This is a genomic window from Capsulimonas sp. (assembly GCF_039929585.1).
Lineage (GTDB): Bacteria > Armatimonadota > Armatimonadia > Armatimonadales > Capsulimonadaceae > Capsulimonas.
On record NZ_JBDSQY010000246.1, the window covers coordinates 1 to 12,614 of the forward strand.

Here is a 12,614-nt window from a genome sequence, read left to right on the forward strand (position 1 = left end):
TGCGACAGTGCTTGGCCGATTAGAACTGAAGACAATATTCTGCTCATCCGACGACCATGTCGCATTGTCATTTTCGGATGTCAGTCCTGCCGCCACCGGGGTGAACGCGGGGGGGGGAGCGGAAATATCGAAAGTTTGAACAGGCTCGCTGATTGAGACGGTGCTCACTAACGCGGACTTCTGCGAATTCGCGGTGAGTCTCTTTCCTTGGGAAAGATAGTCCTGCAAATTGTAAACATATCGGTGTGGGTTAGTAGGAAGTACCGACTTCAGCGTCTTGGGCATGACTTTGCCGGCCGACGCAATACGATAGGCGAGCGCATTGCCCGTGTTGCCGCGAGCGGCGATGGATTGAGTAGTTCCCGCGAAGAGCGCGAAGCCCGCGAGTACGAGAAACAGGAAAATGGATGCGATGGTTGCGATCCGCAGATGGCGCTGAGCGTTCAAAGAGTTCAACCTCCGTGGTTGCGTACATTAGCATGCATGGGAACGCTTGACAGTAACGAGAGCGTATAACCAAGGAACTGATGCCGCAAACCGTTTCTCCAACAAAAATGACGACGTGGACTAGTCTGCAACTGGGGATATGTTTGGCGAAAGGCCGTCGCTAGAAATATTTCGAAGCTAGGATCGCCTTTCGCTCGGTGTGATCTCTTAATTGGTGACTTTCAAAATCATACGAAACCGGCTTACGAATTATAACATAACAAAAATCTTTCCGCAAGCGCTAATTTTTATTAATACTCGCACAACTGCCAGGACCAGCAGACCGCCTGCTTCTCTTATGAGCGGTCAGCGCGCCCGCGCCTTCAATTGACTTTCCCGAATTGTGAACAAGGCGAGCAGCATCCCGATCGTCACCAGCGACGCCGCCGCGACAAACGGCGCGATGTGCCCCGCGTGCTTATAAAGCAGCCCGCCGGTCGTCACCCCCAGCAATACTCCTACGCCCTGCGCCGTTGCGACCGCCCCGATCACCGTGCCCCGCTTGTCCGCGTCCGCCAGGGTCGTCAGCAGCGCATTCCAGGCCGGAAACGCCAGTACGAACCCCAGCCCCATCACGGCCGCCGAACCGATAAAGCCAATCTCACGCGCGCTGTGCATATGGAAGGAGATCGGCATGCCCCACAATCCGACGGCGCATACCACGAAGCCGAGCCGGACGCACCGTGTTTTGCCCCAATGGTCCGAAAGATGGCCGATCGGAAGCGCCAGCGCGCCGATGATCAAGATCGGCCACAGCGCCAGCAGGCCGACCTCTTTCTCCGTCACTTTGAATTCTTCCATGGCGAAGATCTTTACCAGGGTCGCGATACAGCCGATCCCCGCGAAGGTCACGAAGGCGATCGCCAGGAACTGCGGCACCGAGCGCATCGCCTCCAGGAACCCCGCCCACGTGACATGCTCTTCCTCGTGATGCTCGATCTGAGCCGCCGCGCGGATCTGCGCCTTGCTGCGAAGCCCCGTCGCGCAGAGGATCGCCGCGATCGCGAACAGGACGCTGGCCAGATAAAACGAAGGGAAGTAGTGTTCGGGCTGCGCCGCCACTTGCGTCACCGCGTCCACGACCGGCGTATGATCGTGATGCCGCAGGTGGCCGAAGCCGTCCTTGATCGTATTTCCGACTGTGCGCATCGTCTGGGAGAGAGTGGCGTCTCCGGTGAAGATCGGCCCAAAGGCGTCATCGACCACGCCGCCGATCAAAAAGCTCAGCGCCAGCCCCACCATGTAAGTGACGTTCAGCAGGCCCATCGCCGCGCCGCGCTTGTTCTCAGGAACAGTGTCGCCGACATACGCAAAGAGCGACGGCCAGAGCGCGGCGCCCCCCAGTCCATCGAGCAGGCGAAGAAACCCGAAGCAAATGACCATCGCGACGGCGGTTGTGGCCGCAGGGTCGTAATGGATCGACATCAGGATCAGCGGCGTGAAGACCGTCACCAGCGCGCCGGCCAGCATCAGAGGCTTGCGGCCAAAGCGGTCCGCAAGAACACCCAGCGGCGATTTGAACAGCGCTTCGCTGATAAAGAACGGGATCATGATCAGGGTCAGCACATCCGTCCCGATCTTCAATCCGTTATGGAAATAGACTGGCAGAGTGGAGTTATTCAGGATCGCCGTGGCGAGTTCCGCGCAGAGCGCGATCAGGCATACGGGAAGGATCGTCAGAAACCAGCTCCGCGATTGAGGGGCGTAAGGCTGAAGATCATCAGATGGTGGCGTTGGTGCGGAGTTCATGATGTATGCCGAGCGGTCTCCCTTAGGAGGACGCGAGGATTATTTCCCGTCCAGTTTCGGCTGACTGATAAAGAGCGTCGAGAATTTGCGTCACCATCAATCCCTGCTCGCCGGTCGCAAGCACCGGAGCTCCATCGGCGATGGCCTGCACGAACGAGCGGATTTCCATCTCGTGGGTCATCACGTCTGTCAAATACGCAAGTGTGGTGTCGGTGAGCGTCCCGCTTTCCTCGCGGAAGATCTTATTGCCCTTGGCGTTGTAAATATCCAGCAGGCCGCCGCCTTCGGTTCCGAACAGATGAATGTTCATCTCGTTCTGCTCCAAATTCGCGGCGAACGACGACTCCAGCGTCAGCGTGGCGCCGTTTTCAAAGCGCACGAAGCCGACCGCGAAGTCCTCGACACTAAACGTCGCCGGATCCCACTGTCCCATCAAGCCCAGAATATCGCTGCGATGGCCGAACTTGGCGTAGGTCGCGCCCGAAACAGAAACGGGCTTCGGGTGGCCCATGAACCAGAGCGCGAGATCGAGCATATGGACGCCGATATCGATCAGCGGTCCCCCGCCCTGCTTGTCTTTTTGCGTAAAGACGCCCCAGCTTGGAATCCCCCGTCGGCGCAGCGCATGGACACGCGTATAGTAGATGTCGCCAAGTTTACCGTCCTCGATGAACCGATGGATTCCCTGCTGCGCGGCCCCAAATCTTAAATTCAAGCCAACTTGCAGCTGCTTGCCGGCGGCCTTGGCGGCCGCCACCATCTCCGCGCCTTCGACGGCGTTGACGGCGATCGGCTTTTCCACCAGGACGTGCTTGCCGGCGGCGAAGGCGTCCACCACTGGCTGCTTGTGCAGATAGTTGGGCGTGCAGACATCGACGGCGTCGATCTCCGGCATGCGCAGCATCTCGTTCCAGTCTGTGAAGGCGTGCGGAACGCCGAACTCGGCGGCGGCGGCCCGCGCCGTTTCCTCATCGACATCGCACACGGCGACGATCTTGACCTTGCCTTCGGCCTGGAGCTTCTGATACGCCGGCAGGTGCTGCCGCTGCGCGGCCCTGCCCACGCCGATCATCGCGATCCCGACGGGGTTGCTCATTGCGCCGCCTCGGTGATGTGCGATTCTTGCGTCTCTTTGGCCTGCGGCGCGTCCGCGCCGATCGTATGCGAATCATCCGTGTCCAGCGCCAGCGCTTCGACTTCTAAGCCGACAGTCCTAGCAACTCCCGCAATCGGCGGCGTCAAATCCTTGCCGTCGTTGCCGGGCCACCAAGGGCTGCTGATATATTCGCTCCACACGCGGTCGTATGTCGCGGTTGTCTGGCGGGCGATGTTGTCCCAGTTGAAGTCGGTCTGCAAACGCTCCAGCGCCTTGGTGGCCAGCCGCTTGGCCGTCTCGGGCTCGTGCAGAAGCTTCAAGATGCCGTCGGCCAGCGAGTTCGGGTTGCCGGCGTAGGTCGTGACGCCCGTCACGTTGTTCAGAACGACCTCAGGCAGACCGCCCGCGTCGGACACGACGACGGGAACATTCGCCGCCATCGCTTCCAGCGCCACAATGCCGAAGGGCTCATACAAACTCGGGAAGCAGGCGATATCGATGATCTGATAGATCTTTATCAGGTCTTCATCGGGCACGAAGCCAGGGAAGTAAACGTGCCGCTCCATGCCCAAATAAGACGCCAAGTTATACAGATGATCTTTGTTGCCGCCGCCGACGATCAGCAGCTTGGCGTCATGGTATCCCCAGCGGATCTTCGGGAGGGATTCGATCAGGACCTGAACGCCTTTTTCGCGCACCATGCGGCCGACGAAGAAAATGATCTTCTCTTCCGGCGCCGCGAACCGGGCGCGGAAGGCGGCTCGCTCTTCCTCCGTGAAGTCCGGCAGCTGGAACTTGCCCGCCTCGACGCCATTGTAAATGACGTCCATCTTGTCCCACGGCGTCAGCAAAGCCTTCTCGCACTCGCGCTTCATGAACTCGGTGCAGACGATCACGCGCCAGGACTCATGCTGCAGCCGCGATTCGATGGAGTTGATATACTCCTGAACCGGCCCATTGATCCCACTGTTGCGGCCGTACTCGGTGGCGTGGATGGTGGAAACGAACGGAAGGCGATGCTTGTACTTGAGATCGTTTCCCGAGAAGAACGCAAGCCAATCGTGCGCGTGGATGACCAGGGGGTCGTCTTCGGGCGCGGGAAGCGTTTTGCCGTCGGCGTCCACGCCGAGCAGTTCCTGAACCAGCGCGTCGGCGCGCTCGAACATGGCGGCGTTCAGCAGGTGCACCCAGTGGATAAAGTCGTTCGAAGGTCCTTTGGGTCCCACCCGGTAGAGATGGATTCCCTCCTCCACCGCCTCGGCGGCCGCCCCGGGGTGCTCGCAGGTCACGACATGGACTTCCACGTCCTGCGCGTGCAGCGCCTGGGCCAGGTCATACAGGTGGCGGGAAATGCCGCCGACGATTTTGGGAGGATATTCCCAGCTGAGCATGATAACGCGCATTGTTCGCGGAGCTCCTTCGATCTTTTGGTGCGTCAAACTTTAGCTATCTTGCAATTTCAAACGGCTGAACAGAAGGCCGTCAGAACCCGGCGGTTAAAACCGCGCCTAGAAGTGCACGATGTACCCCTCCGGGTACTCCAGAAACCTGGCGGCTACGTTTCTTTTCTGGAGTCGGCGGAGGCCGACATCGTGCACTTCTAGGCGCGAATTTATTCGCCGGCTATCTTACGTCCGCCGCCGATCTCAATCGGGCATGCGGTGTTACGCAAGCGCCGTACTATAAAACAAATTATTCCCCAGCCACCCGCGCCGGCTCGGCCTGGTGGCCGATATCGGTGCGATACTGCATTCCTTCGAATGAGATGTTCTTCACGGCGGCGTAGGCTCGGGCGCGGGCCTGGGAGAAATCGTCGCCGAGGCCGGTCACGGTGATCACACGGCCGCCATTGGTGACGACTTCGCCGTCCTCACCGGTCGCCGTGCCGGCATGAAACGCGACGACATCGGAAAGATGCGCCACCTGATCCAGACCGTTGATCGGGATGCCCTTGGCGTACGGGCCTGGGTAGCCGCCGGACGCGAGCGTGACGCAAACGGCGCTCTGGGTCTTCCAGGTGACGACCACTTCGTCCAGATGCGCGTCGGTGACGCCAAGCAGGATATCGACGAGATCTGTCTCCAGCAGCGGCAGCACGATCTGCGTTTCCGGGTCGCCGAAGCGACAGTTGAACTCCAGGGTCTTGAGCTGGCCGTTCGGGGTTACAATGACGCCGGCGTAAAGCACTCCCTTGTAGGGGATGCCCGTATCACGGATCGCTTCGACGGCGGGGCGCAAAATCTTATCGACCGCCTGGGCGTAGAGCGCTGGCGTCAGGAACGCAACAGGCGCGTAACATCCCATGCCGCCGGTGTTTGGGCCGAGGTCCCCGTCATAAGCGCGCTTATGGTCCTGCACTGGGATCATCGGAACGATAGTGGTCCCATCGGTGAACGCCATCAGCGAGGCTTCCTGCCCCACTAAGAACTCTTCAATCACGACGCTGTCGCCGGAGGCGCCGAACGCTTTGTCCACCATGATGGTGTGGATCGCGGTGCTGGCTTCTTCTTCCGTGGAACAGATAAAGACGCCCTTGCCGGCGGCCTCACCGTCAGCCTTGATGACGATGGGAGTATTGGGATTGGCGGCGAAGTGGGTGTGCAGGTAGTGGTTCGCGGCGTCCGCCGAGGTGAAAGAAGCATAGGCGGCCGTTGGGATGCCGTAGCGCTGCATGATGTCTTTGGCGTAGGCCTTGGACCCCTCCATCATGGCGGGCTCGCGCGCTGGGCCAAAGATCCGCAGGCCCTGCTGCTCGAAACGGTCCACGATGCCGGCGATCAGCGGTACTTCCGGCCCCACGACCGTCAAATCCACGCCGTTGTTCATGGCGAACGCCAGCAGGGCCTCAACATCGTCGGCGGCGATCGGGACGCACTCGGCGTTCTTTGAAATTCCGGCGTTGCCCGGCGCGGCGTAGATACGGCTCACCTGTGGGCTCTGCGCCAGCTTCCAGACCAGAGCGTGCTCGCGGCCGCCGCCGCCGACCACCAATACTTTCAACATACTGTCATTTCCTTCGAAAAACAACTGACGAATGGCTAGAATCCGGTCGGTTCGTCATCGCGGTTCAATTCCAGATCCACGAACTTCGCATAATCGGCGATGAAGCCGACTTTGACCATCCCCGTCGGACCATTACGGTGCTTGCCGACGATGATTTCCGTTTCTTCCATTGCGCCGCGCTCAGGACGGTTCCCGTTCTCGTCGGCCTGATACGCTTCTTTCAGCTTATAGTACGCTTCCCGGTACAAAAAACACACCATGTCGGCTTCCGCCTCAATGGACCCGGACTCGCGAAGGTCGCTGAGCATCGGACGCTTGTTTTCGCGGGTCTCCACGGCGCGCGACAGCTGCGAAAGCGCGATCACCGGGACGCGCAGCTCGCGCGCGAGGGACTTCAAGCCACGTGCGATCTCGCCGATCTCCTGCGTACGGTTGTCCGTCTTCTTGTGCGAGCGCATCAGCTGCAAGTAATCGACGACGATCAGGCCCAGCCCATGCTCGGCCATCAAGCGCCGGCACTTCGCCCGCATCGTCAGCGCCGTGCTTTCGGTGGCGTCGTCGATGAAGACCGGAGCGTCATACATGCTCTGCACGACCATCGCGAGCTGGGTCCACTCGTCCTCGGACAGATGCCCCGTGCGCAGCTTATGCGCATTCACCTTCGCCTGCGAACAAAGCATACGCATCGCCAGCTGCTCCTTGGACATTTCCAGGGAGAAAATCGCAACGGGTTTGTTCTCGTTAATGGCGACATGCTCAGCTATTGATAGACAAAGTGAAGTTTTCCCCATACTCGGACGAGCAGCCACAATGATCAGGTCGGTATTTTGCAGGCCCGACGTGATCATATCAAAATCGTGGATCCCGGTGGAGAGACCGGAGATCGTCTGCTTCATTTCTCCCAGTTCTTCGGCTTTACTGTAAACAGAAAGCAGAAGCGTCCGAAGCTGAGCGAAGTAAGCCGTCGTTCGGTTTTGCGAGACGCTGAAGACGGCGCGCTCGGCCTGATCGATCACCTCTTCGATGTTTTCGATCTCGCCGCGCGCGGCGCCGATGATCTCAAAGGCCGCCTGGATCAGACGGCGCAGGATCGCCTTCTCTTCGACGATCTTCGCGTAGTACTCGACGTTTGCGGCCGTGGGCGTGGTCTCAAACAGCGAGGTGAGATACTTCATCCCGCCGATCGAGTCCAATTTGTCCCGGTTTTTGAGTTCTTCCTGGACCGTGATCAGGTCGACGGGTTCATCGCGCTCGGTGAGCGTGGTGATGACGTCGAAGATGACCTGGTGCGCATCCCGGTAGAAATCCTCTTTGTCGAGGATCTCCGCGGCCTTCTCAATCGCGGTGCGCTCGATGAGCATCGCGCCCAGCGTGGACTGCTCCGCCTCGATATTCTGAGGGGGGACATACGCGCCCAGCCCGGCCGCAACATCGTTGCTGCGGCCGGAGCCGTTGGCGTAATCTCCGCCGGACCGATTTTTCCATCCGCCTTCGCGTTCCGCCATTCATGGACCTCTCAAAGACGACACATCAAAGGCGGGACGCTCGGGGCGCCGCGCCCCGAAGCATTCGGAGCCGTTAGGCTTGGGCGACGACCGAGACCTTGACCGGTACGGTCACATCGCGGTGCAGCTTGATCGGGATTTCGTATTCGCCGACCGACTTGATCGGCTCCAGCAGGCCGACTTTGCGCTTGTCGAGCTTGACCGACAGGTCCTTCTCGATCGCGGCGGCGACATCGGCGGCGGTGACGCGGCCATACAGGCGGCTGTTCTCGCCGGCCTTCACCGCGATGGTGACCGTCTTCTCGCTCAGCTGCGCGGCGGCGGATTCGGCGCCTTGCAGAAGCTTCACAGCGCGGCGCTCTTCGTTGGCGTTCTTGATCTCAAGGTTCTTGAGCGCGCCGCCGACGGCCGCAACAGCCAGGCTGCGGGGGAATAGGTAGTTGCGCGCGTATCCATCGGTGACCTGGACGACGTCGCCCTGCTTGCCCGTATGGGCGATATCTTTCGAGAGAATGACTTTCATGTGCTTTTTCCTTATCGGTTCGTTAAAAAGAGTGCGGCGCGGCGAGCGGATTTCGAGGTTCGCCCTAACGCCGAAGTTCGACGCCCACCACAGCGCCGGCATGATGCGTCACATCGTCCAGGCCAAACAGCAGGCCCAGATTTTGGTTCAGCATCAGTGTTCCACGCGCGTCCAAACGCGCGTGGTTCGGGTCGTAATAGTCCGCAGAAAGCGAGACGCCCCGCCCAAGTCCGTAGTCCGCGCCGACGCCAAATTTTGAGGCGTGCAGCCCGGCGCGTAAATCCAATGCCCCATTTTTCCCGACTGATTGCCCCATTTGCAGGTTCAGTTTGTTCGACTCCGTGAAGTCGTACACGCCGACCTGAGCAAACGAGTTTCCGCCGCCCAATGGGACAAACGCGTCGATGTCTGACCGGAAGCGCTTCGTCCGCGTATTCACCTGGAAATCCACGCGCGGCAGGATCAAAGGTATGTTGTCGATCTTCGGAACCTGCGTCGTTCCAGGCGCGATGATGACTGTTCCCGCCCCCGGCGCGACAACCACGGTGGGTTTCTTATCCTTCACCCCCAGCAGCTTGTTCAGCCGCTGCACCAAGATCGTCGTCTGCTCGCTGGTTTCGCGAACGTTATGCACGGTTTGTTTGAGATCGCCCTGCAGCGACTGATCCGCGGACACCTTCTGGAAGTCCGACGTCATCTGCGCCAGCTTCTGCGTGGTCACATTCAAATTCGCGACGATCTGGCTCAGGTTCTTCGAGACGCCGCCTTCGCTCAGCAATTGGTTCGCCTGCGCGGTGATGCCTTCGACAGCCGCCGTCGTATCCCGGAGGTTGCCGATGATCTCGTTGATCTTTTCGCGGTTCTCGGTCGTCGTATACTTGATCTGCGCGGTCGTCTCCGTAATGTTGCCAAGGGCGACGCGCGATGTACGCTGCGTCTCGCCAAGCATTCCCTGGAGCATCGCATTGTCCTGCGTGATCAAAGCATCCAATTTGTGGGTCAGCGCCACGCCGTTCGAGGTCGCCGCGTCCACATTCGCCACCGACTGCTGCAAGTGACGCTGCATCTTCGGGTCGGTCAGCAGGCTGGAGCTTTTCTCCATGATCACCTGGGCTTTCGCCGTGGTCACCGTCAATTGGTCCAGCAGTTTGTTGGCGCTGGTCATCGTCGACTGGAGATCCAGCGCACGCGTGCCGCGCAGGTTCGGCGCTCCTGGCGGAATGACATCGGCGGACTTTTGGGCGCTCGCTTGCGGAATCACGTTGACCGTTCCCTGTGCGCTGAGCAGGCTCGCCGTGTTGATCACAAATTGCGATCCGGCGGGGATATGATATTTCTGCTTGATGTCCAGCGCCAAATCCACGTGCGCGCCGTCCCCTTGCAGTTGAATATCCGTGACTTGCCCGATGTCCACTCCCACCATCTGCACCTTGGAGCCCTTGTCGATGCCCGTCACGTCCGCGAACAATACGTGCAGTCGATAAGTCTTTGAGGCAAGCACCTGGTTAAAGAACGTGAACATCCCGCCAACCAGCGCCGCCGCGGCCAGCACGAGCAGTCCCACCCTAACGGCGTATCCCTGAGTTTGCATGAATCCTAAAGTTCCTACCGGTGGCCGAGCTCGATCGGCCCATGAGACTCTCCCTGAATGAACTGCCGGACAATCGGGTTCGTGGACGATTTGATCTCGTCCGGCGTCCCGTGCACCAGCACTTCCCCTTCATGGATCATCGCGATCTTATCGCTGATTCGGAAGATGCTCGTAATATTGTGCGACACCACGATGCTGGTGACGCCCAATTTGTCGCGCATCTGCATGATCAGCTCATCGACGACGCTGCCCACGACAGGGTCCAGTCCACTCGTCGGCTCATCGTACAGCAGCATTTCCGGAGCCATCGCGATCGCCCGCGCCAGGCCGACGCGCTTGGCCATACCGCCCGATAGCTCCGAAGGGTGCAGGTCTTCGGTCCCCGGCAAACCGACCAGGGCCAATTTCTCGCTCACGATCTCACGGATCTGCTTGGGACGCATCCGGCGGCGGCGCGTCAAACCGAACGCCACATTCTCATACACTGTCAGCGAGTCGAAGAGAGCGGCGTACTGGAACACCATGCCCATGCGCTCGCGCACGTGGTTCAGCTCATCTTCAGACATCCCGACGATCTGCGCGTCGCCAATCCAGATCTCGCCGCTGGTGGCGCGCGTCAGCCCGCCGATGCAATGCAGGAGGGTCGTCTTGCCGGAGCCGGACATCCCCATCACGCAGAGGATTTCGCCGGGAATGACCTCCAGATCGACACCCTTCAGCACCTGCTTGCCGCTGACCGTGTACTTCAGATCCTTGACGACGATCCGCGATTCTTCGGGAGAGTGTACTACTTCTTCTCCGTTGCTTCGCGCCTCGTCCCCGCTGCTGGCGTCCAAACTCATATGCCGGAACTCTTGGTAAACATCATGGCCGCCAGGAAGAAGTTCGATAGATAGATCAAAACGATCGACAGAACGACCGAATTGGTCGTCGCCTGCCCAACTTCGGTGGCGCCGCCGCGAGTGCGCAGCCCTTGATGGCATCCGACCAGCGCAATGATCAATCCGAACACCACGGTCTTGACCATGCCTAAGTAAAAGTCCGACGGCTCCAGAAACTGAAGGATAGACGACGGAAAGGTCGCGGCTGGAATCCCTTCCATATAGACCGCGACCATATATCCACCGACGATCCCGGCGGCGTCAGCTAGCGCGCACACAGCGGGGAGCATGATCAGCGAGGCGAGCACGCGCGGGACCACCAGATACTCGATGGGGCTCACCGCCAGGGCGCGCAGGGCGTCGATCTGCTCCGTGACCTTCATGGTGCCGATCTCGGCGGCGATAGCCGATCCGGCGCGCGCCGCCACAACGACTCCCGTCAGGACCGGAGCCAGTTCACGCGAAATCGCCAGCGATACGACCGCGCCAACCAGGGATCCAACACCATAGGTGTTCAAAAACTGCGAGAAATACAGGGCGATAACGGCGCCCGAAGCAAAGCTGGTGAGCAGTGCGATGGAGACGGAATGCACACCTAAAAACGCCATCTGCTGGATCAGGTCACGAGAGTTGACCCGTCCCTGCACCAGCGCTGTTACAGTCTGCCCCAGCAGTATCGCGAGCTCGCCAATGTACCCCAGCACGACCTCAAATAAGTTCGCGCTCTTCGCCCTGGTCGAATCCACATCCGCCGGAGCCGTCGTTGCTTGATCGGCCATATCCCCATTAAACCCGGTACAGTATACTTGAATCGGGTATACGAGTCAAGGCGAGTCGGCGCGCGGAGTCGCGCCGCGCCATGAGTCCACAGAAGGAAGACAGCAGATGAGCGTACATATTTACCGGGGTTTGGAGGGAGTCGCATTCGCGGAAACGGCGCTTTCCGAGGTGGACGGTCTGGCGGGCCGGGTCACGATTCGCGGCTACGACTTGCGGGATCTCGTCGGCCAAACCACATTCGACGACATCGTCGGCCTGCTGTTTGGCGAAAATCTCCCGAATCCCACCGAGCGCGACGCCATCGCAGCCGCAATCCGCGCAGCCGCCGCCCTCCCAACGGCTGCGCGCGCGGCGGTTTCCCACGCCGTCACCGCCGACCCCATGGATGCTCTTCGCGCCGCGACGGCCGCCCTCCCCTCCCCATCAACGACAGACTCCGCGACAGCCCTTTCCCTGATCGGAAACGTCGCGGGGATCATCACGCTGCATCACCATCTGAGGCAGGGCGATCCTGAATCCCTCTCGGAAGAAAGAGACGCACGGGGAACATCGGCGTTTCTGCTGCATGGGATATTGGGACAAACGCCGACGGACGCGCAGGTGCGCGCCTTAGACGCCTACTTGGTCACGATGAGCGAGCATGGCATGAACGCATCGACGTTCGTCGCGCGCTGCGTCATCTCCACGGGGTCCGATATGGTCAGCGCCCTCGCCGCCGCCGTCGGCTCCCTCAAGGGTCCACGCCACGGCGGCGTTCCCGGCCCTCTGCTTCATGACCTGTTCGCCATCGGCGAAGCATCACGCATTGCGCCATGGGTGTGCGATCAAGTCGCGCAAAAGAAACGGATCTTAGGCTTCGGCCATCGTGTCTATAAAGTCCGCGATCCGCGCGCCGAAGTCCTCGCCAAAGCCTCTCTAGCCCTGGCGCAAACTGACAAAGAAAAATTGCTCTGCGCCTTCGTTCAGGAGTTCGACGCCGTCACGACACGAACGCTCGCCG

The 12,614-nt window shown here is 60.1% G+C and carries 11 protein-coding genes; 1 reads left to right on the top strand and 10 read right to left on the bottom strand.

The window, feature by feature from the left end; translation table 11 throughout:
• From ABIZ35_RS18700 to ABIZ35_RS18745, 10 genes are all read right to left on the bottom strand, one after another.
• Positions 1–447, bottom strand: a 447-nt coding sequence (locus ABIZ35_RS18700) for a hypothetical protein (RefSeq protein ID WP_348221436.1), incomplete at its 3' end; no start/stop codon positions are given.
• 345 nt (positions 448–792) lie between these two features.
• Positions 793–2,235 carry an MFS transporter gene (locus ABIZ35_RS18705; RefSeq protein WP_348221437.1) on the bottom strand — a complete coding sequence of 481 codons (1,443 nt, stop codon included), beginning with the start codon at positions 2,233–2,235 and terminating at the stop codon, positions 793–795.
• A 22-nt stretch (positions 2,236–2,257) separates the two neighbouring features.
• The gene (locus ABIZ35_RS18710; RefSeq protein WP_348221438.1) at positions 2,258–3,331 is read right to left on the bottom strand and encodes a Gfo/Idh/MocA family oxidoreductase; all 1,074 of its coding nucleotides are present in this window, start codon (positions 3,329–3,331) and stop codon (positions 2,258–2,260) included.
• Positions 3,328–4,734, bottom strand: a complete 1,407-nt coding sequence (locus ABIZ35_RS18715) for a glycosyltransferase family 4 protein (RefSeq protein WP_348221439.1) — start codon at positions 4,732–4,734, stop codon at positions 3,328–3,330. The genes ABIZ35_RS18710 and ABIZ35_RS18715 overlap by 4 nt, the downstream gene beginning before the upstream one ends.
• A gap of 289 nt (positions 4,735–5,023) precedes the next feature.
• Entirely contained in the window at positions 5,024–6,334 is a 1,311-nt protein-coding gene (gene purD / locus ABIZ35_RS18720) for a phosphoribosylamine--glycine ligase (protein ID WP_348221440.1), read from the bottom strand.
• A gap of 35 nt (positions 6,335–6,369) precedes the next feature.
• Complete coding sequence (gene dnaB, locus ABIZ35_RS18725) at positions 6,370–7,839, bottom strand: replicative DNA helicase (protein ID WP_348221441.1); 1,470 nt, start codon at positions 7,837–7,839, stop codon at positions 6,370–6,372.
• A 73-nt stretch (positions 7,840–7,912) separates the two neighbouring features.
• On the bottom strand, positions 7,913–8,362 hold the full coding sequence (gene rplI, locus ABIZ35_RS18730) for a 50S ribosomal protein L9 (protein ID WP_348221442.1): 450 nt from the start codon (positions 8,360–8,362) through the stop codon (positions 7,913–7,915).
• A gap of 64 nt (positions 8,363–8,426) precedes the next feature.
• Positions 8,427–9,953: an MlaD family protein gene (locus ABIZ35_RS18735; RefSeq protein WP_348221443.1), complete on the bottom strand. Its 1,527-nt coding sequence runs from the start codon at positions 9,951–9,953 to the stop codon at positions 8,427–8,429.
• A 14-nt stretch (positions 9,954–9,967) separates the two neighbouring features.
• A complete protein-coding gene (locus ABIZ35_RS18740) occupies positions 9,968–10,795 on the bottom strand; it encodes an ABC transporter ATP-binding protein (RefSeq protein ID WP_348221444.1) in 828 nt (275 codons plus the stop codon).
• The gene (locus tag ABIZ35_RS18745; RefSeq protein ID WP_348221445.1) at positions 10,792–11,613 is read right to left on the bottom strand and encodes an ABC transporter permease; all 822 of its coding nucleotides are present in this window, start codon (positions 11,611–11,613) and stop codon (positions 10,792–10,794) included. The genes ABIZ35_RS18740 and ABIZ35_RS18745 overlap by 4 nt, the downstream gene beginning before the upstream one ends.
• Before the next feature lie 106 nt (positions 11,614–11,719).
• Between ABIZ35_RS18745 and ABIZ35_RS18750 the strand changes: the two genes are divergently transcribed.
• A partial coding sequence (locus tag ABIZ35_RS18750) for a citrate/2-methylcitrate synthase (protein ID WP_348221446.1) occupies positions 11,720–12,614 on the top strand: 895 nt, incomplete at its 3' end.